This is a genomic window from Sediminibacillus terrae, from assembly GCF_009602435.1.
GTDB classification, from domain to species: domain Bacteria; phylum Bacillota; class Bacilli; order Bacillales; family Amphibacillaceae; genus Sediminibacillus; species Sediminibacillus terrae.
The window spans coordinates 124,816-149,525 of record NZ_VZDQ01000026.1 but is presented as its reverse complement, the minus strand read 5'-3'; the positions used below and the strand labels follow the sequence as shown (position 1 = coordinate 149,525).

The following is a 24,710-nucleotide window of genomic DNA, read 5'->3' as shown; positions in this document are numbered from 1 at the left end:
TTTTCAAAACGGTATATCTGATATTATGAGCTAAAGAAAGGAATACTTGTTTGAAACTCAAATGATCTCATATCATAATAGATACTTATTACTTGAGGGGTGAATTAGATGTATAAATTTAATGAAGAAAAGGGCCAATTAAAATGTTCTTTTTGCGGAAAAAGCCAAGATCAAGTACGTAAATTAGTAGCCGGCCCTGGCGTTTATATATGCGATGAATGTATTGAACTTTGCACAGAAATAGTGGAAGAAGAATTAGGCAATGAAGAAGAAGTGGAATTCAAGGAGATCCCGAAACCTCAGGAGATCTGTGAAATTCTGAATGACTACGTGATTGGCCAAGAAAAGGCAAAGAAGAATCTGTCGGTGGCCGTGTATAACCATTACAAACGGATCAATGCCGGTAAGACTGCTTCCGATGACGTGGAACTGTCCAAGAGTAATATTGCGATGATCGGGCCGACTGGAAGCGGTAAAACGTTGTTGGCACAGACACTTGCACGGATATTGAATGTGCCATTTGCGATTGCGGATGCCACTTCCCTTACGGAAGCGGGCTATGTAGGGGAGGATGTGGAAAACATCTTGCTGAAGCTGATCCAGGCTGCTGACTATGATGTGGAAAAAGCAGAAAAAGGGATTATCTATATCGACGAAATCGATAAAGTAGCGAGAAAATCAGAAAATCCGTCCATCACCCGTGACGTTTCCGGTGAAGGGGTACAGCAGGCATTGCTGAAGATTCTTGAAGGTACTGTTGCAAGCGTACCTCCACAGGGTGGAAGAAAACATCCTCACCAGGAATTCATACAAATCGATACGACCAATGTACTATTTATTTGCGGAGGGGCTTTTGACGGCATCGAGCAAATCGTTAAGCGCCGTCTTGGCAACAAGGTGATTGGCTTTGGCGCGGATGAAGAGAATCAGGACCTGACCAAAGCAGAACTGCTTTCTAAGGTTCTTCCGGAAGACATGCTTCGTTTCGGCCTTATTCCTGAATTTATCGGGCGGCTCCCGGTTATCGGAGCTTTAGAGCCATTAGACGAAGAAGCGCTAGTCGAAATTTTGACAAAGCCGAAAAATGCGCTCGTCAAGCAATATCAAAAGCTGTTCCAAATCGATAATGTCGAATTGGAAATGGAAGAGGAAGCTTTAATTGAAATTGCACGAAAAGCCATTGAACGAAAAACGGGGGCACGCGGGCTGCGTTCCATTATCGAAGGAATTATGCTTGACGTCATGTTTGAGTTGCCATCGAGAGACGACATCGAAAAGTGTATCATAACCAAAGACACCGTCCTGTTAGAAAACGGCCGTCCAAAGCTAGTTCTAAGCGATGGCACGGTAAAAGACGAAAACAAAGAATCACCGAAAGAAAGTGCTTAAAAAAACGTCAGGACACCAGTCTCGTTAAAACAGACACGCATTATCCTGCAATGTAAATCCCTTGTTATGGCATAACAAGGGATTTACACATGGTTAAAAGGAAGTTTCTAGAACGGTATCGATGTTTTGATTAGAAAATGCCAGGTAATGATAAACTAATGGGGCGAATAGAAAGCTTGCATAGCGAACTTCTCGTGAAATGGTATAAATGCGCCTTATTAGTGAAGTAATAAGGAAATGGAAGCAATGTCGTGAATGGACTGGTTTGCGAAGATATGGAGGTGCCAATTGTGACAGCAGAAAACAAAGTACAAATCCCCCTGCTTCCGCTGCGCGGGCTATTGGTCTTTCCCGCTATGGTTTTACACTTGGACGTCGGGCGGGAAAAGTCGGTAAATGCATTGGAAAAAGCGATGATGGACGATCAAAGTATTTTTCTTGCTGCCCAAAAAGAAAGCGGCGTGGACGAGCCTGCTGTAAATGATATTTACAGAGTGGGAACGATGGCAAAAGTAAAGCAAATGCTGAAACTGCCAAACGGTACAATCCGTGTGCTGGTAGAAGGATTGTATCGAGGTGAGATTGTTCAATTTCTTGAAGAAGACGACCAATTTATCGTCGAAGTCCAGGAATTTGAAGAAGTCCATGGAGACAACAACGAAGAAGAAGCACTAATGCGGTCTCTGATCGAACAGTTCGAGCAGTACATAAAGATATCAAAGAAGGTAAGTCAGGAAACGCTAGCGACGGTTACTGACATTGATGAACCAGGCAGACTTGCTGACATCATTACTTCCCACTTATCTTTAAAGCTCAAAGATAAACAGGAACTGCTGGAGACGGAAAATGTCAAAGAACGGTTGAACCGTTTGATTTCGTTCATTACAAATGAGCGTGAAGTGCTCGATTTAGAGAAAAAAATCGGGCAACGGGTCAAGAAGTCGATGGAAAAAACGCAAAAAGAATATTACTTGCGTGAACAAATGAAAGCTATCCAGACAGAGCTCGGAGATAAGGATGGCAAAGCTTCTGAAGTAAATCAGCTCAAAGAAAGAATCGAAGCTTCAGATATGCCGGAAAGAATCCAGGAAATTGCCTATAAGGAATTGGATAGATACGAAAAAGTTCCACAAAGCTCTGCGGAAAGTTCGGTTATCCGTAATTATGTCGATTGGCTGGTTTCCATTCCCTGGACGGACAAGACGGAGGACAATCTTGATGTCAACCATGCTGAAAAAATATTGGATGAAGACCATTACGGACTCGAAAAAGTAAAAGAGCGAGTTTTGGAATATTTGGCTGTTCAGCAGCTTACTAAAACAATCAAAGGGCCGATATTGTGTTTAGCCGGACCTCCGGGTGTTGGGAAGACATCATTGGCGAAGTCCATTGCCCGGGCAATAAATCGGAATTTTGTGAGGATCTCCCTCGGTGGAGTCAGGGACGAAGCGGAAATCCGCGGCCATCGCCGAACTTATGTCGGCGCAATGCCAGGCAGAATCATACAAGGCATGAAAAAAGCTAAAACGGTCAATCCGATTTTTTTGCTGGATGAAATCGATAAAATGGCAAGTGATTTCCGTGGGGATCCTTCGGCAGCTATGCTCGAAGTATTGGATCCAGAGCAAAACAGTAATTTCAGCGATCATTTCATTGAAGAAACGTACGATTTATCCAATGTGATGTTCATCGCCACGGCCAACAATCTTGCTTCGATTCCAGGGCCGCTGCGTGACCGGATGGAAGTGATTTCAATTGCCGGTTATACGGAAGTGGAAAAACTCCACATTGCCAAAGAGCACCTTTTGCCGAAACAAATTAAAGAAAATGGGCTGAACAAAGGGCAATTGCAAGTTCGTGATGAGGCATTGACGAAATTGATCCGCACGTATACAAGAGAAGCGGGTGTGCGAGGACTGGAAAGGCAGCTTGCATCCTTATGCCGGAAAGCGGCAAAAATAATCGTGTCAGAAGATAAAAAGCGTGTCGTAGTAACCGATAAACAGTTAGAGTCACTGCTTGGCAAGCCGCTCTTCCGGTATGGAAGGATGGAAGAGGAGAACCAAGTGGGTGCTGCGACAGGGCTCGCTTATACGTCTGCTGGCGGAGATACCTTATCGATTGAAGTTAGTTTATATCCGGGCAAAGGAAAATTGACGCTTACCGGGAAATTGGGAGATGTCATGAAGGAATCTGCTCACGCGGCTTTCAGCTATATTCGGTCCCGGGCAGAAGAATTGAAAATCGATCGAGAATTTCATGAGAAAAACGACATTCACATTCATGTCCCGGAAGGCGCGACACCCAAAGACGGACCTTCAGCCGGGATTACTATGGCTACCGCGCTGGTTTCAGCTCTGACTGGCCGGGCAGTGAAACGTGAAGTAGGTATGACGGGAGAAATAACACTCAGGGGAAGAGTGCTTCCGATCGGAGGTTTAAAGGAAAAATCTCTTAGTGCTCATCGTGCAGGCTTGACAACGATCATTATCCCTGCAGATAACAAGCGCGATTTGGATGATATTCCGGAAAGCGTCAGGGAAGGGCTGACTTTTATCCCTGTCGAGCATTTAGATGAAGTGCTGGAACATGCATTAGTGGAGGAGAAACATGAAAGTAACTGAGGCGGAGATTGTAATCAGTGCAGTATCGAAAAAGCAATACCCGGGAGACATGCTGCCAGAAATAGCGTTGGCAGGAAGGTCGAACGTCGGCAAATCTTCTTTCATCAACAAAATGATCAACCGGAAGAATCTTGCCAGAACCTCTTCCAAACCGGGGAAAACCCAAACACTGAATTTCTATAAAATTAATCAAAGTTTTTATTTTGTGGATGTACCAGGCTATGGGTATGCCAAAGTCTCCAAGAAAGAGCGGGAAAAATGGGGTAAGATGATGGAAGAATACTTCATGCAGCGGGAAAACCTGAAAGCTGCCGTTCTTATTGTAGATATCAGGCACCAGCCGACAGAAGATGATGTGATGATGTATGATTTTTTAAAGCATTTCGAACTTCCTGTCATTGTAGTCGCTACAAAATTGGACAAGATTTCGAAAAACAAACGGGCAGCACACCTGCAAAAAGTGATTAAAACCCTTCAAGCGGACGTCGAGGACATCGTTATTCCTTTTTCCGCTGAAACGGCAGAAGGAAAAGAAGAGGCTTGGAAAGTGTTACAAGGCTTTTTGTAAAGCCGGCTGTCTTTTTGCTGGTCTTGGCCGGAATCAAAGAAAAGGCTTGAAAGCAGATGGAATGAATGTATGGGTGCCGAAACAAAACCGAACGAATTCGAATGCTGAACATTCGAATTCGTTCGGTTTTTTGATTGTTGATAGCAGGCAATGCCCCCGTCAGCTGCCTTTTATCCTTTTTGCACGACTACATTACGCTTCTTTTTCTTCGACGTGTTAACTGAATCCATACGCACGGAAAGCGAATCACCTTGCCATCTTTCATAGGAAACATAAGTTTCTCACTTGCTGCCGGCCCATCGTTCTGTTACAGAGGTGAAAGCAATATCTCTCCTTTTTGCTATGCTACTTTTTCCGGTAAACAAGATAACCACCGACAGCTATCAAAACAAGCGGCCAAAAGCTTTCCAGCAAAGCAGCCGTTTCGTTTATCCAGTTGAACCAGCCCGGCTTGTTAATCGAATAGATAGCGAACAAAGCAATTCCCAATAAAAGCAGGCCGGGAAGCAATCCGCTTTTTGTTTTTTGAAACCGGATTAGAAAAGCAATGCCAATGATCAATGGGTAAACACCCCAATGATCAATCCAAAAACCATAATGGCGCAAACCGAAAAAGTGGAGGCCCAATCCAAGAAGAATGGTACCCGGGAATAAATTTTTATACTCCTTGGAAAAGTAACTATGAAACAGAAATACAATGCCGATGATCATTAGTAATGTGGGCCAGGAATAGAAATCGGTGAAAAAGGGTATCTGGAACTGTTGGAGAAAAAAGTAGCAGCCGATACCGATCAACAAAAAGCCGGTGAAAATGTTTTGTTTCTTCACGCAGGTTCCTCCGTAAATTATAATAATTATTAAATAGTATTGATTAGTTGCTTATGTGCTGTGTATATGATAAAGTACAAAAGGATTGAAAAACAGCAAGATACAACTACGTACTGATATTATCCTAACATATAGTTTCAATATCTGTTCACAAAATTCATAAGTCGCTGGTGACATGCGTGTTATAATGAAAGATGGACTTATAAAAATAATAAAGTGAAAAGCGCTGGCCGGCATGTTTGAATAATGAATGCAGCTGCCTTGCTGCACCAGTTTTTATACGTAATATTGGGGGTAGAATAAAGTGCATATTTTAGTTGTCGGAATAAACTACAGAACAGCCCCTGTGGAAGTTAGGGAAAAACTTACTTTTGAAAATCAAGATGTTTCGCAGGCGATGAAGTCATTGAACCAACAAAAAAGCGTGCTGGAAAATGTGATTATCTCCACATGCAACCGGACAGAGATTTATGCAGTGGTCGATCAACTCCATACAGGACGCTATTATATCAAGCAATTCCTTGCAGAATGGTTCGACATGGACAAAGACTTTTTCTCGCCACATCTGGCTATTTACGAAGCAGATGGAGCTGTGGAACACTTGTTCAAAGTGACGAGCGGTCTTGATTCCATGGTGCTGGGCGAAACCCAAATTCTAGGTCAAATGAAACAGGCATTTCTTTTGGCACAGGAATCGGGAACAACCGGCACCATTTATAATGAACTCTTCAAACAAGCTGTTACGCTGGCAAAGCGTGCCCATAAGGAAACCGAAATCGGCGATCATGCGGTATCGGTCAGTTATGCGGCAGTGGAACTTGCCAAGAAGATATTCGGCGATTTGTTGAACAAACATGTCGTCATCCTTGGTGCCGGAAAAATGGGGGAGTTGGCTGCGAAAAACTTGCAAGGTTCTGGTGTGGAGAAAGTGACGGTCATCAACCGCACCTTATCAAAAGCAGAAGCACTGGCTGAGCAATTCTCCGGACAAGCGCGTACAACCGAGAGTCTTCCCGAGGTTTTGAAGGATGCAGATATATTGATTAGCTCAACCGGGGCGAACAATTACGTGTTGGACAAAGACTTGCTGGCACCTGTTCATAAGCAAAGGAAGGGACGTCCCCTTTTCTTAGTCGATATTGCGGTTCCACGTGATATTGATCCAGTCTTGGGTGATCTTGACAGCGTGTTTTTATATGATATCGATGATTTACAAGGTATTGTCGATGCCAACCTGGAAACAAGGAAGCAAGCTGCGGAAGCAATCGAATTGATGATAGAGGGAGAAATCGTTGCTTTCAAGGAATGGCTTCAAACCAAGGGCGTTGTACCGGTCATTTCTGCTCTGAGGGAAAAAGCGTTATCCATACAGGCAGAAACGATGAAAAGCATTGAGCGCAAAATGCCGGATTTGTCCGATCGCGAGCGCAAGGTGTTGAACAAGCATACGAAAAGTATCATCAACCAAATGCTGAAACAACCGATTTTGCAAGCGAAGGAAATGGCGGGAAAGCCGCAGGCAGAAGAATCATTGCAAATGTTCATGCAAATATTCGGTATCGAAGAGATGGTTCAAGAGGAATTGAACAAACAGGCCGGCAGCAAGGTTTTCAGTTTTGATCAAGGAGCAAAGGTGCCGCAAAGGACTGCTGTACAAAAAGCTTCCACTAATTGAGCCCCATGGGTGATAAACGGGGAAGAAGTGGGCTGAATGCTATACAAATGAGAGGATTTCTCATATGCTGGAAATGAAGTGGCTTTATGAACTGATTCTTATCATATACGGCGCTAGCGTAATGGGATACTTTATCGATTTTATTCAATACAACCGGAAGGCCAATCGGATTGCCTTCTGGTTGCTTAGTTTGGTATGGGTTTTACAAACCTTGTTTTTAATTTATCAACTGTTGCTGGAAGACAGCTTCCCGGTGCTCAATATTTATGATGGGCTTTATTTTTATGCCTGGATACTGGTTACATTTTCTCTGTTGATCAACCGTTTTTTTCGGGTCGATTTGATTGTTTTTTTTACGAACCTGCTAGGGTTTTTCATTATGCTTCTTCATGTAGGGGCTAGTGCACAAAATCTGGGGAACGAACGGGGAGTCCATCTTGTCAGCGAGTTGTTGATCGCCCATATCAGCCTGGCGCTTTTATCCTATGGTTTTTTTACAGTGTCTTTCCTATTTTCTATTATGTACTTACTGCAATACCGCTTGCTGAAGGAGAAAAAAGGGTATAAATGGCTTAGTCGGTTCGGAGGACTCGACCGGCTTGATACCTTGTCGTTCCAAGCGGTGACGGTTGGGGTGCCCATACTCATGATTTCCATCATCCTCGGGATCGTTTGGGCGTATTCCTCCGGTGCGGAATTTTATTGGAATGATTTCAAAACAATGGGATCAATGTTCGTTTTAATTGTTTATATGGTCCATTTGATATTACGATTGGTAAAAGGGTATCAAGGCAGGACAATAGCTTTGTATAATGCAGGAGCATTTTTGTTTCTGTTGATTAATTTCTTTCTATTCAGCATGCTGTCTAATTTTCACTTTTGAAAAGATGACTTGCTTTAAATAAAATCGTTCTATTTTTATGATGTCAGGAGGATAACAATGCGCAAAATCGTAATCGGTTCCCGAAAAAGCAACCTGGCTTTGACCCAGACAGAATGGGTGATCGACCAGCTGAAAAAAGCAGGGGTGCCATATGAATTCGAAATCAAGAAGATTATGACCAAAGGGGATAAAATCCTCGATGTCACGCTTTCAAAAGTGGGCGGAAAGGGCCTGTTCGTCAAAGAAATAGAACAGGCGATGTTTGACAAGGAAATCGACATGGCTGTGCACAGTATGAAGGACATGCCTTCTCAGCTGCCTGAAGGACTTGTCATTTCTTCCATACCTGGCCGTGAAGACCACCGCGATGCTTTTGTTTCCAATAATGAAGTATCATTGAAAGACCTGCCGGAGGGAGCGGTTGTCGGTACAAGCAGCTTGAGAAGGGCGGCTCAAGTACTGGCAGCAAGGCCGGATGTTGAAATTAAATCCATACGCGGCAATATCGAAACACGGTTGCGGAAATTGAAGGAAGAGGACTACGATGCTATTGTCCTTGCAGCTGCGGGCTTGATCCGCATGGGATGGGGAGAAGAAATCGTAACCGAATTCCTGGATCCTGAGCTTTGTGTTCCGGCCGTCGGGCAGGGAGCATTGGCCATCGAATGCAGAGAGGATGATCAGGAGCTGCGTGAACTGCTTCAGAAAATCAATGATCAATACACGGCGCATACAGTCTCAGCTGAGCGTACCTTCCTGCACCTGTTGGAAGGTGGATGCCAAATCCCGATAGCTGGATATGCTCATATGGAAGAAGAAGAGGTTGTCCTGACCGCGCTTGTTGCCACCTCAGATGGAAAGACGGTTTTAAAGGAAGTTGTCAAAGGCAAAGACCCTGTGGAAGTCGGCAGGGAAGCAGCTGAGCGGATGAAGGCAAGAGGAGCTCAGAAAATCGTCGATGACGCCAAAGAGGAGCTCGACCAATAATGGACAAGCCTCTTGAGGGCAAAAGAGTCTTAATCACCCGCAGTGAGCAGCAGGCGGAGGATTTCGCAAGAAAATTGAAAGAAGCGGAAGCAGTTCCGAAAATTGTTCCGCTTCTTCGTTTTCGAAAACGGGAAGCACCATCCAACAAAAAAATCCTCTCCAAACTTCACGAGTTCACATGGGTGTTTTTCACAAGTGCCAATGGCGTGAAGTTTTTTTTCGAGCAATTAGAGGACTTCGGTCTTGATGTGGGACAACTGGGCAATTGCAGGGTAGCGGCAGTCGGCAGAAAAACGAAACAGGCTTTACATAAACAAGGTTTATCCGTCGACTTTACTCCTCAAAAGTATTCCGGGAAGCAGATGGCTTTGGAATTTATGAAAAAGTATCCGGATCCAGGTCGGGTTCTGCTTGTATGCGGTGGATTGGCGAGACAGGAGATTCCTCAACAGCTTGAAAGGCAGCAGGTTTGTTTCCAGAAAGCGGTGGTTTATGATACGCTGATAAATACAGCGGCTCGTGAAGATTTATTGTCTTTCATCAGAAAGAGAGAATTGGACGTCTACACATTTACCAGCCCATCGACAGTAAAAGCGTTTATGAAGTTAACGTCACATGAACCGGATTTACAGGAAAAGCTTGTTTCTGAAATGTTGACCGTTTGTATAGGACCGACTACTAAAGAGGCGGCTCAAAAACGAGGGTTTACCAATATTCTGGTACCGGAAGAATACACGCTGGACGGCATGATCAGCCGGCTTGCCAGGCACTATGATACAGAAAGGAACTAGGTGAACGTTATGAATGAGTTTAAAAGACATCGACGATTAAGAACAACAGCAGCCATGCGGGCGCTGGTTAGGGAAACACAGTTATCGACTGACGATTTGATTTATCCAATTTTTGTTATAGAAGGGGAAAGCAGCATCAGACGTGAAGTTCCTTCGATGCCTGGAGTATATCAGGTTTCGCTCGACAACCTGTCGGAAGAAATGAATCAGCTTGTGGAACTGGGCATTCGTTCTGTCCTGTTGTTCGGTATTCCAAAAGAGAAGGATGAGCAGGGAACCCAGGCTTACTGTGAAACAGGTATAGTTCAACAAGCATTGAGAAAAATCAAACAAGAATTTCCTGAGTTGATTACCATTGCGGATACTTGTCTCTGTGAATACACCTCTCACGGCCATTGCGGCGTTATTCATGACGGGGATGTTGATAACGATGCCTCTCTTCCGCTACATGTCGAAACGGCGATCAGCCAGGCCAAAGCGGGAGCAGATATTATTGCTCCGTCGAATATGATGGACGGATTTGTTGCTGCAATCCGGGAAGGTTTGGATAATGCCGGCTTTAAACACATCCCGATCATGTCTTACGCGGTAAAATATGCGTCAGCTTACTATGGACCATTTCGAGATGCAGCGGACAGTACACCGCAATTCGGTGACAGAAAGACATACCAGATGGATCCGTCCAACCGAATGGAGGCTTTCCGAGAAGCGGCTTCCGACATGGAAGAAGGGGCAGATTTTCTTATTGTCAAGCCAGCTATGTCTTACTTGGACATCATGCGGGAAGTCAAGGACCGTTTTAATGCACCATTGGTCGCTTACAATGTCAGTGGAGAATATGCAATGGTGAAGGCAGCGGCCCAAAATGGCTGGATAAACGAAAGGGAATTGGTGATGGAAAAACTGACTTCGATGAAACGCGCTGGCGCAGATTTGATCGTCACCTATTTTGCAAAAGACGTAGCTAAATGGTTAAAAGAAGAATAATCGTTGGAGGTAGTGGATAATGGCTAATTATGATCGTTCGAAACATGCTTATCAAGAAGCTGTGGATTTAATGCCCGGAGGGGTCAACTCACCTGTCAGAGCCTTTAAATCAGTAGGAATGAATCCGCTGTTCATGGAACGCGGGAAAGGCTCGAAAATTTGGGATATCGATGGCAATGAATATATCGACTATGTTCTGAGCTGGGGGCCGTTGATTTTAGGGCATGCCAACGAAAGAGTGGTCAGTCGATTGAAGGAAGTGACCGAGCTGGGTACTAGTTTCGGGGCTCCGACCGAGATTGAAAACAAACTGGCACAACTGGTGATTGAACGGGTACCTTCGATCGAGATGGTGCGAATGGTCAATTCCGGAACCGAAGCGACCATGAGTGCACTGCGACTTGCACGCGGCTATACGGGAAGAGACAAGATTTTGAAATTCGAAGGCAATTATCACGGTCACGGGGATTCACTGTTGATCAAAGCCGGATCAGGCGTTGCGACCCTCGGTCTTCCTGATAGCCCGGGTGTGCCGGAGTCGATAGCTCAGAACACCATTACCGTGCCATACAATGATACCGAAAGCGTCCGCTACGTATTTGAACAGTTTGGTGATGACCTGGCGGCTGTCATAGTGGAACCTGTATCCGGCAACATGGGGGTTGTTCCGCCGCAAGGGAACTTTTTGCAGGACTTGCGTCAATTGACAGAAGACAATGGTACACTGCTCATATTCGACGAAGTCATGACCGGATTCCGCGTCGGATTTAACAGTGCCCAAGGTCACTTTGGTGTAACGCCGGATTTGACTTGTCTCGGAAAAGTAATTGGCGGTGGATTGCCGGTAGGTGCTTACGGCGGAAAGCGTGAGATTATGGAACGCATAGCCCCGACAGGCGATATTTATCAGGCTGGTACACTATCTGGCAACCCTTTGGCGATGACAGCCGGATATGAAACCTTAAGTCTTATGGATCAGGAAGCCTATAATCTGATAAGCGATAAAGTCGACAAGCTTATCGAAGGATATAAAAAGGCTTCTGAAGATTTTGGTGTTCCGATTTGTGTCAACCGGGCAGGATCCATGGTTGGAATCTTTTTCACAGAAGCAGATGTCATTAATTATGAAACAGCAAAGTCAGCGAATCTGGATCATTTCTCAAGTTATTACCGCTCGATGGCCGAACAGGGAATATTCCTGCCGCCGTCTCAATTTGAAGGGATCTTCTTGTCGGTCGCACATACAGACGAGGACATAGAAAAGACAATCCTTGCAGCCAGAAACGCATTTGCCAAAATAAGTGAAAATCAATCATAAAAGGAAGCTTGGACAACAGCATAGTGATCAAAACAAAAACCGAACGAATTCGTTCGGTTTTTGTTTTGTCATAAGGCAAGCTCCATGGATAGAATTCCTTTTATCCAGATATTTAATGAATCCATCGCATTGCTGTGGCTAGCCTTATGCTTTTCATTCCCAAGTCAGTGGAGCCTTTCCCGCGCTACCCAACGGGGTCAGTCCCTTTTTATTTGATTCCCCCTAGTAATAAATCAAGTGCGAAGAGAGAGGGTCTGACCCTCATTATAAAGAATGCTTATTTCTAAGGTTTTTCAGCCCGATGGGAGGAAGCCATCCCCCTATTCGGGGACAGTCCCCCTGCCATGAGGGGGACTGTCCCCTCACTATGCTGTCCCCTCACTATGCTGTCCCCTCACTATGCTGTCCCCTCACTATGCTGTCCCCTCACTATGCTGTCCCCTCACTATGCTGTCCCCTCACTATGCTGTCCCCTCACTATGCTGTCCATACAAAGTCTGAGCTGATGGTTCTCCTGTCTTCCTATTGGGTTTTGGCATAAATTCCAAGGGATGGTCATATATCTTAAGGGAGAGAGTGTTCGAGGTTTTATGGATCTTGAAGGGAGGAGTAAGTTTTGGCAGAAGGTGGTCAATCCGTGTTTACGTTTGATTTGAATGAATCTATCTGGTTTAAAAAAGGACAGGAAGTTGATGAAATGATGGGAATATCCCTGGATCCGGAAATTTCTATTCAAGACATGGGTGAGTTTGTATCCATCAGGGGTGTAATTGAGTTGAAAGGGGAGTACTTTCAGGTGAAAGGTCTGGGGGATTCCGATAATAGTGATGGCTTTTCCGGCGAGCACCCATCCCACCGGCTGGTTGATCAAATAGAAGCTTATGAAGATGGGGTGAATGAGTTTTTTCATCATTTTCCAGTCGAAGTGTCCATACCAAAATATCGAGTCAATTCACTGGATGAAGTCATGGTCGGGATTGAGTCGTTTGATTATGAATTGCCTGCATCCAATCAATTGAAATTAAATGCTTCCTTGGCAATCCACGGTGTTACGGAACAACGTCAGGAAAGTACTCAGGAAACAGAAACAGCCGCCCTTCAACAAACGGAACTAGAGGAAGAAGCAGAAGGTTTGCTGGAAGAAACGGATCCTGAAGGTGCAGAAGGAACACGTGACAACACGATTCCTGATACACCGCAATTGGAAGTTGTAAAAGAGGAGACGGAGTTGGAAACAGAAGAGCAGGAAGTATTCCGGTTTGACGTAAAAGAAAAAGCAGAATCCCCCGCTGAAGACCACGAACGAGAGCAAAAATCAGCCGACGATCTTCCAGCCTCCAACGACAAGGAACAGGAAAAAGTACAGGAAAAGGAACAGGAAAAAGACCGGTGGAAACAGAAAACCCAGTCACTGGCAGAGTTCTTCGGCAAAGTGGAAGAAGTGGAGGAATCAGCTGAATCGAGCCATGTCGAATATGAAAGCGATGATGGAAAGGCAGTTGATGTGTATGAAGAATCCGTCGAGTCGAGTGAGGAATCTCCAGAAGGAAGGGACGGAGAAACCCCTGATACTCGCTATTTATTGAATATCTTTGATAACAAAGAAGAACGCTATGCACGCTTGAAAATGTGCATCGTACAGGAAAGCGATACACTCGCATCATTGGCGGAAAAGTACAAGGTTTCCCCACTTCACATTTCAAAATCCAACCGTTTAGGGGACGATGACATAGAAGAAGGACAGATTCTATATATACCTGTCAAAAAGTGAAGAGCATATGAGAAAATCCCTTGCCATCCATGATTCGGTCAAGGGATTTCTTGTGTTACAACTTTTACGACAGGAATTCTTCTGGCAGATATCTTCGACCTCGTAAAATCAGAATAAGAAACGGTGAGTTTTTAGGAGGGAGATCGGTGGAAAGGATTCAAACAGTTTTGCAAGAATACCAAATCGGACCTGCAGAAATTGTTCCGATAACAAGCAGATTGTACAAAATACACACATATGATCATACATTCGCCCTAAAAAAGTCTCGCATGCAGTCAGAAGCCCTTGCTGACTGGGAAAATGTATTCCGTATAGCCAATTTGCACAGGCTATCTTCTATCGTTCCTGTCTATTTAACTGAAAGAGGACAAATATACGTTCCTTATGAAAATGATATTTATTATTTGTCTCCTTGGCAGGAAAAACTGGAGAGAGATGAACCAGTCCATGAACTGGAAGGTTTTTTCCGGGAATTGGCGAATATTCATGCTGTGACGATGGAAGAACATGAGATCAACCTGGAACTGGTGCAAGATATAGTCGCTCAGGAATTACAAAAGCTAGAATCCCGTCGCGCAGACTTACTAGAATATGTTGAACAGTTTGAGGCAAGACGCTTTATGTCACCGTATGAATTAGAGGTATGCACCCATTATCGTGATATCGAAATTGCCTTCTCTAAAACTTCTGCATGGTTTGAGTCGTATATAGAAGATTTGCGTAGAGACAAAATAGGCAGAACATGTCTATGCCATGGCAATTTACGTACATCTCATTTGTTAACTGGTCAGGAACAAGCCAAGTTTATCAACTGGGAACATGCTTTTACTGGCAACCCGGTACAGGATTTATCCGTTTATTTTCAGCAGGAATGGCAATTCCATGATTGCTCTTTTCAGGAGGTTTTGCAGTCTTTCCCGTTATATGAAAAGCAGAACCGATTGCTGCTCAGTGAGAAATCCCTTTTGGCTATTTTATCTATCAATCCTTCTAATTACCTGGATACAGTAGAAGACCATCTCCGGAGGCCGTACGACAGACCGCTTCCATTTCAAATAAGAGATTTGGAACGGACTTATCGAAGGTTGTACTATGGCCTGAAATTTCAGGAAATACTTGAAGGCCAACGACAGGAGTACCTGGAAAAGCTGGAAGAAGACGATTAAATCCACTCCAGGTAAAATGCAACGAAAACCCCGACAAACAAACCAAGCAGGAAAACGTCCATTGTAGTGGGAAAAAACAAAGTACGGATCAGTTGAAAAATCATGATCGGCAAGGTAGCCTTTTCCAAAACGATAAGCCAGTACCTGCACCATGGAGGGAGTTTATACCGATAATAACGAGCCAATTGCTTTCACTCCTTTTTGCTGCCTTTTGGTGTATCCTATGAACGGAAAAGTCATTATGGTACTTAAAAAGAGAAAATTAATGGCACCATCAGCCGCATTTTTGTCACCTGGCTATTTTTATCATCTTTTTGTTGACTTGCCAGCTGAAATTTGGATAAAATAAGGAATATAAATTGAACACCATAAATGCCGTGATCGGGAAGAGTACAATACAATGCCTTTAGAGAGGGGAACCATTAGCTGAGAGGTTTTCCAGGATGATTGTTTTGGAAGGTCGCCCGGGATGCAGCTTCCTTGAAATAAAGTAAAGGTAGCCGGTTTACAGCCGTTAAAACATTCAAGTGTGCAGATTGGATGCGTCCGTCTGTAAACAAAGGTGGTACCACGGAAATACAGCCCTTTTCGTCCTTTAGGATGAGGAGGGCTTTTGTTATGTTGTGAAAGTCGACATTGTGCATGAGCAAGGTTTTCCGCAAACAGGGAAGGATTGCCCTGGCGGTGAATGCTGCAAGGGTACCATTTTCATTTTATCTGCACGGCAATTATGGGAGCAGGAGGTAAAAACGAAATGGATGAAAATAAACAAGAGTTATCTTTGCCGACCAAGTATGATCCACAAGCAGTCGAAAGCGATCGTTATCGGTTTTGGGTGGAAGGGAAGTATTTCGAAGCGGACGGTGATGAGAAAAAACAGCCTTTCACGATTGTTATTCCCCCGCCGAATGTCACAGGAAAATTGCATATCGGCCACGCCTGGGATACAACCCTGCAAGATTTGATTACCAGAATGAAGAGGATGCAGGGATATGATGTACTCTGGTTGCCTGGTATGGATCACGCAGGCATCGCCACCCAGGCAAAAATCGAGGCAAAGCTCAAGGAAGAAGGACAAAACCGTTACGATTTAGGGCGCGAAAAGTTCCTTGAAAAATCATGGGAGTGGAAAGAAGAATACGCTGCCTTCATCCGCCGCCAGTGGGCTAAGCTGGGGCTTGGATTGGATTATTCACGTGAACGGTTCACACTGGATGAAGGCTTGTCAGAAGCCGTGAAAGAAGTTTTTGTCACGTTATATGAAAAAGGGTTGATTTATCGCGGCGAGTATATTATCAACTGGGATCCGACAACCAAAACAGCACTCTCGGACATCGAAGTAATTCACGAAGAAATCCAGGGCCATTTTTATCATATGAAGTACCCGTTAAAGGATGGCAGCGGGCATATCGAGATAGCGACTACCCGTCCGGAAACGATGCTCGGCGACACTGCTGTTGCTGTCCATCCAAAAGATGAACGGTATCAGCACTTGATCGGCAAAAAAGTTGTCTTGCCGGTAGTTGGTCGTGAAATCGAAATAGTCGCAGATGATTATGTCGATATGGAGTTTGGTTCCGGAGCTGTTAAAATCACACCTGCCCACGACCCGAATGATTTTGAAATCGGGAACCGCCATAATCTGGAGCGCATCCTGGTGATGAATGAGGACGGAACGATGAATGAAAACGCGGGAAGCTACCAGGGCATGGATCGATTTGAATGCAGGAAGCAACTGATCAAAGACCTCCAGGATCAGGATGTATTGTTTAAAATAGAAGAGCATATGCACTCAGTCGGCCATTCAGAGCGCAGTGGGGCTGTAGTCGAACCATATTTGTCGACACAATGGTTTGTCAAGATGCAGCCATTGGCTGATGCTGCTGTCGAATTGCAGTCCGATCAGAAAGAAAAAGTGAATTTTGTTCCAGAACGGTTTGAACGGACCTATCTGAATTGGATGGAAAACATACGTGATTGGTGTATCTCCCGTCAACTATGGTGGGGACATCGGATACCAGCCTGGTACCATAAGGAAACCGGAGAAATATATGTAGGCAAGCAAGCTCCGGAGGATAGCGACAATTGGGAGCAGGATGAAGATGTACTAGATACATGGTTCTCATCTGCATTGTGGCCCTTCTCGACGATGAACTGGCCGGATACAGAAGCAGAGGACTTCAAACGTTATTTTCCGACGGATGCGCTTGTCACTGGATACGATATTATCTTCTTCTGGGTTTCAAGAATGATTTTTCAATCAAAGCAATTCACCGGCAAACGTCCGTTTAAAGACGTATTGATCCATGGTCTTGTTCGTGCTGCCGATGGCAGGAAAATGAGTAAGTCGCTCGGCAATGGTGTCGACCCGATGGATGTAATCGATAAGTATGGTGCAGACTCCCTGCGTTACTTCCTATTGACGGGTACTACTCCAGGTCAGGATTTGAGGTTTCAGTGGGAAAAGGTGGAATCCACTTGGAATTTTGCCAACAAAATTTGGAATGCTTCCCGATTCGCTTTGATGAACATGGGGGACTTGCGTTATGAGCAAATAGATTTGACCGGAAAAAAATCGGTCGCCGATGAGTGGATTTTGACCCGACTGAATGAGACCATCGAGCAAGTGACCAAAAATGCGGATAAGTATGAATTTGGCGAAGCGGGACGTCACCTTTACAACTTTATTTGGGATGAACTGTGTGACTGGTATATCGAAATGGCGAAGCTCCCGCTATATGGAGAGGATGAACAGGCGAAACACACGACAAGGTCTGTCCTTGCATATGTACTTGATCAAACGATGAGGATGCTCCATCCGTTTATGCCATTCATTACCGAGGAAATATGGCAGCACCTGCCTCATGAAGGAGAATCAATTACAAGAGCTGCCTGGCCGCTTGTGAAAAGGGAACTCCATAATGAAGAAGCTGCGCAGGAAATGCAACAGCTGGTTGCCATCATCCGGTCCGTAAGAAATATTCGGGCTGAGGTCGATACACCGATGTCAAAGCAGGTCCAGCTGCTAATTCAGACGGAAAACCTATCCATCGCTGAAAAGCTGGAGAAAAACCGTCATTATTTAGAACGATTCTGTAATACGAGCAAGCTGGAGATCTCAGACAATATCGATGCACCTGAAAAAGCAATGTCCGCGGTAGTCACTGGAGCAGAATTATTCCTGCCGCTCGAGGGGTTGATCGATATTGAGAAAGAGATCGAGCGACTCAAAAAAGAACTTGAGAAGTGGAATAAAGAAGTGGAACGAGTGGAAAAGAAACTTTCTAATCAAGGATTTGTCAGCAAAGCTCCAGCAAGTGTAGTCGAGGAAGAAAAACAGAAACAGGCAGATTATTTGGAGAAGCGTGCAAAAGTACAGGCTAGACTGGATGAACTGCAATCTTGATAGAAGTAGAAGAGCACAGGGGTATTTGCATGCCCCCTGTGTTTTTTTGCGTGGACGAATTCCTCATAGTGGAGTTTCATTCCTATTCAAAAAGCGTGTTACCCATCGCTTCGGTAGCATACTTCGCTTTCCGCGGGCACGGCTTCAGCTAACTTGGTAAAGAAAACCGCTTTACCAAGTGGATCTTCAGCTCGTGCTGTTCCCGCAGGAGTCTGCGTATGCTACCTGCGCTAAAAAGCATGCTGATTAAAGGAAGCATAGACTTTTTCCTTGAGAACCAACGAGCCATCTTAAAAACGTTTGTCTGGAAATGTGTACTTCTTTTCATAAAGGACAGTTGGAGTTCCCGTCTTTTCTCCTGTTCTTGGACTTTCTGCTTGTTTTCCTGGCAATGTCTTTTGATGATACGGTGCATGGAGTATTATGAATAAAAAAATTTCGAGGTGTTTCTAAACAGAAATGCTGTTCCTAGCGAAGAAAATACCCGGAGACTCCCGCGGGAGGAAAGGCCTCGGTGAGATCCCGCAGAGCGTCAGCTCGAGGAAGCTCACCAGCCGCCCGCGGAAAGCGCAGGGTATTTTCGCAGCGTCGAATTCCAACTCAACAAAAGTAAGAAGTCAGAAAGACGCATCCAAACTATGTCGCAGTTTATATTTTTTGTTCAAAAGCGACCATCTATTAAAATAGCGACTTTCTCAGCGAAGTCCAGCCTAAAGCTGTTTCAAAAGCTTCCAGTTCCGCAAGGTATTTACGGTCGACTGGTTCTGCCCCTAGGTGTTTGTAGAATTCCTTGGCAGGGTTCTCTTCCAGAACCCAGACCAACAAGGATTCATGTCCATCCTCTAGCAGCCGCTCAGCCATCACTCGGACAAGCTTTCTGCCGATTTGGAGGTTGTGATATTCATCGAGTATGTATAGGCTGTAAATCTCTCCATCATAGGGATAACCCCCGCTTCTTTCCCGACCTCCATTAATGAAACCGACTAGTTGTCCATCTGCTGTTTCGGCCGCAAATAGACAGTGCTGTGGATCGTCAAGCCGATTTTTGAAGGCTGTCGTACGTTGTTTATAGGTTATTTTTTTCAATATCTTCTCAGGTATAATTCCTCGATAAGTGGATAACCAGGAATCGACACTGACCTTGGCGATTTCTGCGGCATCGTCTCTTCCAGCTCTTCTGATGACCATCAAGTTTCCTCCTTGTAGATTTGATGTCGGATCCATTTCACGTATTTTTCCAAAAGATTGATTTCACTAACTTTGCTTAACGTTCTGCTGCCAACCACATCTTCTATTTCATTCAACAACAAAGAACCGGTACTTGAAAATAGAAAATCGATTCCTACCAGGGAAAACGAAAAATGATCGACAATCCTACGGACCAAGTGGATCTCTTCTTCAGACAATTCGTACCACTCAGCAGTCCCGCCAAGTTTATAATTGGCCCTAAAATCATTTTCATTTCTTCGCAGCACGGCACCGATAATTTCTTTCCCCACTACGAACACTCGCAAATCCTTCCCAGACTGTACAGCGCTTCCTTGTATAAGGATATCTTCAGCTTGCAGTTCATTCCTTACAGAAAGCCAGTTATCGAGATTGTTTACTTTGTAGACTTGTTGACCGCCTCTTCCGGTGGCTTCTTTTACGACGAATGGTACCGGAACAGGCAAATGTTCGCCCAGGAGATATTTTTTCAGAAAGATTGTATCCACCATCGGGATACCCAAGGCTGACAATCTTTGATGCGTGACTGCTTTATTGTTGCAGAGGTAAGAAACTTCCGAAGAATTGAATACAGGGATTCCGAGTATTTCTAGTTGCCTGTTCAGCAATGGTTCGATGGTGCGGACGACACAGAAGTCGGGCAATCTCGTGTTTTCGTCGGTTTTAACAGTCAATTTTCCCGCAAACACACCGATGGTAAGTTCTTCCCGAAAGACGAGGAGAAGCTTGATGTCCTGCTTTTCACACTCCTGGGTGAACCAATCAATATAAGCTGTGTTGACAGCAGCATCTTCCCGCTTATAAATCAGCCATCCGGTTACTTGCATTTTATCCCTCCTGAAGCTTCTCTATGATATAATCGATGATCCATGCCGCAACATTTACGTTAGTACAATCGAATATATTGCGGATGTGGGCATTGGAGTTTACCTCACAGACAATGGGAGCCCCCTCCGGCCCAAACAGAAGATCGACGCCGGCAAAATCTGTACCGACGGCATGGGAAGCAGCTACTGCCAATTCTGCTTCCTGTTTAGTTGGTTGATAAACTTCCATTGATCCGCCTGCACTTACATTTGCTCGAAAATCATCCGGGGAAGTGCGCTTCATCGCAGCAACCACTTTGTCCCCGACCACGTTCAATCGCACATCCGTCCCATAACTGGAAGAAATAAATTCCTGCAAAACAAATGGGCGGTCTCGCAGTTCTCCTATTTTGTCTATCAAACCCTGTTCTGTTTCTATTAAGTACACTTGCTCGCCAAAAGAACCAAACGCTTCCTTTACAACCAATGGATAACCGAGCAATTCTCCGGCTTCGATTAGGTTTGCTGTCTCCAAAGCCCTGGAGTTAGGGAAAATCTTTGGACCTGCAATGGTTGCAGGGATAGGAAGATGATGGACTGACAAGGCTTGATAAGTAGCTGTTTTGTCATCACACCGGCTGATTGCCTGTGCACTATTGAATACGGGAATACCCATTAATTCCAGTTGCCTGGCCAGATGTATATCTTTGTCGCCAAACACCACAAAATCAGGCCGTTTGTTATATTCCATCAAAAGAGTGCCGCCTGTCTGTCGATGTAGGGCGAGCAACTCATTGTTTTTGATTAACTTCAGTTCGATTCCCTTTTCTTCAGCTGCTTCCTGTATCCATTCCGCGAAGTCTTTGAATTTCTCGCCAGGCAGGTGTCCGTTATAAATGACCCATCCATTTTTTAACATGTCATTCTCCTTTTTCGTCTGCTAGTGATAGTATATAATGAAGCATGCGAATCTATAAACAAGCAATTTATTTATTGCTGTATTATATTTTAAAAAGCTTTCACACTTTTGAAAAGCAAAACCATAACAGAAATGTTTTGTGTAATGAAAGATACGGGGGTTGCACCATGTTCAGCAATTATCAGGAAGTAAACACGTTTCTGGAGGGAAGGAAACAGCTCGGCGTAAAACCAGGACTCGGACGTGTCCGCTTTCTTCTGGAAAGGCTAGGTCATCCGGAACGAACAATTCAAGCCATCCATGTCGCTGGAACGAATGGCAAAGGTTCAACGGTCACTTACATCAAAGGAATGCTCATGAACGGCGGTTGGAAAGTCGGTACATACACTACACCGCACATCGCGGGACTAAAAGCTGAAATCGAAATTGATGGAAGTTCAATGACAGACACCCAGTCTGTCGAATTGGTCAATCGGATGCTGCCTTTCATTGAAATGTTAGATGAAAGCGGAAATCCTCCGACCGCATTCGAGATCCATACTGTAGCTGCTTTTTGCTTTTTGGGTGAACATGCAGAAATTAGTGTAATTGAAACGGGAATGGGAGGCACAGAGGATGCAACCAATTGCTTTACTCCGCTCCTTTCCATCATCACCAATGTCGGTTTGGATCACCAGCTTATGCTTGGAGAAACCATTGCAGCTATTGCCGGTCATAAGGCAGGCATCATAAAGCAGCGAGTACCGCTTGTGCTCGGGGATGTTTCAGGAGAGGCAGCCACAGTTATTTTAAATAAAGCAAAGGAGTTTCACGCACCTGTTTACCAAATATCAAAGGACTTTTCTATCAAGAAAGTGGCAGCGGAACATCCGGACCAGACGGTATTCACGTTTGAAAGCAATGGATGGTCACAGGAAGCTGTGATTGCGATGGCAGGCAGTCACCAAGTGAAAAATGCAGCGCTGGCTCTTATGGCTGTGAAGCTTTTGAAAGGCCGCTTTCCATTCGAGTGGCCAAAAGCGTTAAAGGGATTGCAACACGCTGTGACTAGTGGCCGATTTGAAAAAATTCATGACCACCCGGGCATCATCGTCGATGCAGCTCATAATCCTGAAGGGATGGCGGCCTTTTTACAAACGGTGAACCACTTTTATCCAGACAAGAAGAAACAATTACTTTTCGCCGCTTTTAAGGACAAGCCTCTCCAAAAAATGCTTCCACAGCTTGAAGATGAGTTTCAAAGCGTCCATTTTACGACTTTCCTGCACGAACGGGCAGCTTCAGCAGAAGTCTTGCAGTCACACTATCCGGCCAAAAACAGCAAGATAGTAGAATGGGAAAAGGTCATCCGCCGTCACTTGGACTCCAGTGGAGAATCTATCTTATTCATCACCGGTTCCTTATATTTCATAGAATTAGTCAGAAAATTCTTTGTTAAACCATGATAAGTATGGTATTTTAAATTTAGGAAATTAAATAAGGCTTAAGACCTAAGTGTGATGAGTTGAAAGTGATAGATAAGTCGGGGAGATGCTGAGAATGGTAAGTAAAAATAAAAAAATTGCTCTTTTAGTTATATGGCTCATTCTATGGCCGCTCCTTACTTGGTGGAGTTATCAGCAATGGAATCCTGATATCCCGGTCAACTGGTATGACTTAGTATTATTCGGTTTTCTCATGTGCAGTGTCGCCCTGTTTCCGATTATCATCAATCAAACGCCCATCTTTTTCGTGAACGGGCTTAGTCTGGCTGTGTTTTTATATTACGGTCTTTTCATCGAAGTCATTCTGACGCAGGTGTCCATCCTCTGTCTTTTGGCCGGTATTCGATTGAAGCGGGCGGAATGGTTTCGCATTCCTATGAATCTTTTCATGTTTTTGATCATTTCGATTATATCAGCTCTGGTCTATTGGTTGTTGGGCGGTAACAATGGAGCGGGCGTGCTGAGGGATCCGCAAAATGCCCTGCCTGTTGCCGGATATGTATTGACTGCTTTTTTTACCAATCAGTTCTCCTTGCGTTTAATCAAGCGATTTGTTTACGGCATAAAGGCTCCTTTTTTTGACAGGGGGCTTATTTGGGAAGCTTATACACTGATTTTGGTCATTCCGATCGGGTTGATCCTGCATTTGTTGTTTGTACAAAATGGGACGACCGCAATTGTGTTCATCGGGTTTCCTTTACTGAGTATTAGTTATATTTTACGGATGTTTCATTCAAGCCAAAAAATCAACTATCATTTGCAAAAAACGAGTGAAATTGGTCATAAGTTGACAGCGCAAATGGAAGTGAATGAGGTCATCGATCTCTTCAATGGGCAAATACATGAGTTGTTGCCCGTGGATTATACGATGGTCTATGAGGTGGAAGATGGATCCAGCATGCGGCTAGTCCGCTTTATCGACATGGAAAGACGAATGGACTTTCCGGAATATGACCGGCTCTTTAAAAATGAAGCTGTAAGCGGTCGGGTTTGGGCGAGTAAACAAGGAGTCCATTATCATCGAAGGAGCCAGTGGGCAGATATGGTCGCCAAACACTTGGAGATGCCGGGAGAAAGTTTGATGTCTGTACCCTTGGAAAGGGATAACGAAGTTGTCGGCGTCATTACACTGATTTCGAAACAAAAGCGGGCATTTGAAAAATCTCAGTTCATGATGCTTTCTATTCTGACTAATTATTTGGCGGTATCGTTGCAAAATGCGAAAAATTACGAAGAGACGAAAATGAGGAGTGAACGGGACGCTCTTACCCGTTTATACAACTTCCGTTATTTTGAAGATTACTTGCATAGGTACTTTACAAGACAGCGGCCGGAAAGTATCACAGATCCATCCTCCTTGATATTGCTTGATCTCGATCACTTCAAAGCTTTCAACGATACATACGGCCATCAAAGTGGAAATGAAATATTGCGGGAACTTGCTGCAAGACTTACAAGGATAATCGGACAGAAGGGGATAACTGCCCGATATGGTGGAGAGGAATTTATCATTTTTCTTCCCAATGCCGATAAATCGGCGGCATTGTTCCTTGCAGAAGTTATTCGCAAGTCTATATCAGAAGACCCTTTTTATCTTTCCGACCACATCATGGACGGGGAAGAAACGATAAAAGTATCTCTGACCGCAAGCATCGGTATAGCTTCCTATCCTGATGAATGTGAAGAACCGATGGAACTCATCCGGCATGCGGACAGGGCAATGTACGTTGGCGCAAAACAAAAAGGCCGAAACCGCGTGGCCGTTTATGAGAAATAGGAACTTTTCTAAGAATTCGCTGTTGCCGGGAAGCGGCCGCAGCTTTTTTGTGGAAGCTTATCCTTTCCGGATTGATAGGGCCGGAATCACGAGGAATGAGGGGG

General features: G+C 44.5%; 19 protein-coding genes and 1 other annotated feature. Of the genes, 14 read left to right on the top strand and 5 right to left on the bottom strand.

Annotated elements, in window-relative coordinates:
• The first annotated feature begins 108 nt into the window (after positions 1-108).
• From clpX to yihA, 3 genes are all read left to right on the top strand, one after another.
• Positions 109-1,389, top strand: a complete 1,281-nt coding sequence (gene clpX, locus F6X55_RS16000; RefSeq protein WP_026569779.1) for an ATP-dependent protease ATP-binding subunit ClpX — start codon at positions 109-111, stop codon at positions 1,387-1,389.
• 275 nt (positions 1,390-1,664) lie between these two features.
• Positions 1,665-4,013 (top strand): endopeptidase La, encoded by a 2,349-nt coding sequence (gene lon / locus F6X55_RS15995; protein ID WP_037329105.1) that lies wholly within the window; start codon positions 1,665-1,667, stop codon positions 4,011-4,013.
• A complete protein-coding gene (gene yihA, locus F6X55_RS15990) occupies positions 4,000-4,581 on the top strand; it encodes a ribosome biogenesis GTP-binding protein YihA/YsxC (RefSeq protein ID WP_026569781.1) in 582 nt (193 codons plus the stop codon). The genes lon and yihA overlap by 14 nt, the downstream gene beginning before the upstream one ends.
• 345 nt (positions 4,582-4,926) lie before the next feature.
• Here yihA and F6X55_RS15985 read toward each other — a convergent pair whose 3' ends face one another.
• Positions 4,927-5,409: a LiaI-LiaF-like domain-containing protein gene (locus tag F6X55_RS15985; RefSeq protein WP_026771100.1), complete on the bottom strand. Its 483-nt coding sequence runs from the start codon at positions 5,407-5,409 to the stop codon at positions 4,927-4,929.
• Between the two features lie 304 nt (positions 5,410-5,713).
• Here F6X55_RS15985 and hemA point away from each other — a divergent pair, with 304 nt between their 5' ends.
• From hemA to F6X55_RS15945, 8 genes are all read left to right on the top strand, one after another.
• A complete protein-coding gene (hemA, locus tag F6X55_RS15980) occupies positions 5,714-7,084 on the top strand; it encodes a glutamyl-tRNA reductase (RefSeq protein ID WP_026771101.1) in 1,371 nt (456 codons plus the stop codon).
• A gap of 64 nt (positions 7,085-7,148) precedes the next feature.
• Positions 7,149-7,967, top strand: a complete 819-nt coding sequence (locus F6X55_RS15975) for a cytochrome C assembly family protein (protein WP_026569784.1) — start codon at positions 7,149-7,151, stop codon at positions 7,965-7,967.
• 57 nt (positions 7,968-8,024) lie between these two features.
• Complete coding sequence (hemC, locus tag F6X55_RS15970) at positions 8,025-8,954, top strand: hydroxymethylbilane synthase (protein WP_153464710.1); 930 nt, start codon at positions 8,025-8,027, stop codon at positions 8,952-8,954.
• Complete coding sequence (locus F6X55_RS15965; RefSeq protein ID WP_153464708.1) at positions 8,954-9,745, top strand: uroporphyrinogen-III synthase; 792 nt, start codon at positions 8,954-8,956, stop codon at positions 9,743-9,745. The genes hemC and F6X55_RS15965 overlap by 1 nt, the downstream gene beginning before the upstream one ends.
• Positions 9,746-9,754: 9 nt before the next feature.
• Positions 9,755-10,732 (top strand): porphobilinogen synthase, encoded by a 978-nt coding sequence (gene hemB, locus F6X55_RS15960; protein WP_026569787.1) that lies wholly within the window; start codon positions 9,755-9,757, stop codon positions 10,730-10,732.
• A 19-nt stretch (positions 10,733-10,751) separates the two neighbouring features.
• A complete protein-coding gene (gene hemL, locus F6X55_RS15955) occupies positions 10,752-12,050 on the top strand; it encodes a glutamate-1-semialdehyde 2,1-aminomutase (RefSeq protein ID WP_026569788.1) in 1,299 nt (432 codons plus the stop codon).
• A 616-nt stretch (positions 12,051-12,666) separates the two neighbouring features.
• Positions 12,667-13,821, top strand: coding sequence for a stage VI sporulation protein D (gene spoVID / locus F6X55_RS15950; protein WP_153464706.1), 1,155 nt, complete (start codon positions 12,667-12,669; stop codon positions 13,819-13,821).
• Positions 13,822-13,967: 146 nt separating this feature from the next.
• Positions 13,968-14,987: a phosphotransferase gene (locus F6X55_RS15945; protein WP_161993104.1), complete on the top strand. Its 1,020-nt coding sequence runs from the start codon at positions 13,968-13,970 to the stop codon at positions 14,985-14,987.
• On the opposite strand, the gene F6X55_RS15940 is transcribed toward F6X55_RS15945, so the two are convergent.
• Positions 14,984-15,172: a hypothetical protein gene (locus F6X55_RS15940; RefSeq protein WP_026569791.1), complete on the bottom strand. Its 189-nt coding sequence runs from the start codon at positions 15,170-15,172 to the stop codon at positions 14,984-14,986. The genes F6X55_RS15945 and F6X55_RS15940 overlap by 4 nt on opposite strands.
• Positions 15,173-15,355: 183 nt before the next feature.
• Positions 15,356-15,586 (top strand) — a binding site (T-box leader).
• Positions 15,587-15,741: 155 nt separating this feature from the next.
• Here F6X55_RS15940 and F6X55_RS15935 point away from each other — a divergent pair.
• Positions 15,742-18,393, top strand: coding sequence for a valine--tRNA ligase (locus tag F6X55_RS15935; protein WP_153464702.1), 2,652 nt, complete (start codon positions 15,742-15,744; stop codon positions 18,391-18,393).
• Between the two features lie 678 nt (positions 18,394-19,071).
• Here the strand turns inward: F6X55_RS15935 and F6X55_RS15930 are convergent.
• Genes F6X55_RS15930 through F6X55_RS15920 form a run of 3 tightly spaced genes read right to left on the bottom strand, consistent with a single transcriptional unit; the run spans position 19,072 to position 21,345 of the window.
• Positions 19,072-19,581: a GNAT family N-acetyltransferase gene (locus F6X55_RS15930; RefSeq protein ID WP_161993103.1), complete on the bottom strand. Its 510-nt coding sequence runs from the start codon at positions 19,579-19,581 to the stop codon at positions 19,072-19,074.
• Positions 19,581-20,447: an ATP-grasp domain-containing protein gene (locus F6X55_RS15925; protein ID WP_153464698.1), complete on the bottom strand. Its 867-nt coding sequence runs from the start codon at positions 20,445-20,447 to the stop codon at positions 19,581-19,583. The genes F6X55_RS15930 and F6X55_RS15925 overlap by 1 nt, the downstream gene beginning before the upstream one ends.
• Before the next feature lies 1 nt (position 20,448).
• Positions 20,449-21,345: an ATP-grasp domain-containing protein gene (locus tag F6X55_RS15920; protein WP_153464696.1), complete on the bottom strand. Its 897-nt coding sequence runs from the start codon at positions 21,343-21,345 to the stop codon at positions 20,449-20,451.
• Positions 21,346-21,512: 167 nt separating this feature from the next.
• On the opposite strand from F6X55_RS15920, the gene F6X55_RS15915 reads away from it, so the two are divergent.
• Both F6X55_RS15915 and F6X55_RS15910 read left to right on the top strand, forming a co-directional pair.
• Entirely contained in the window at positions 21,513-22,790 is a 1,278-nt protein-coding gene (locus F6X55_RS15915) for a bifunctional folylpolyglutamate synthase/dihydrofolate synthase (RefSeq protein WP_161993102.1), read from the top strand.
• Positions 22,791-22,884: 94 nt separating this feature from the next.
• Positions 22,885-24,606 (top strand): sensor domain-containing diguanylate cyclase, encoded by a 1,722-nt coding sequence (locus tag F6X55_RS15910; protein ID WP_161993101.1) that lies wholly within the window; start codon positions 22,885-22,887, stop codon positions 24,604-24,606.
• The last annotated feature ends 104 nt before the right edge of the window (positions 24,607-24,710 follow it).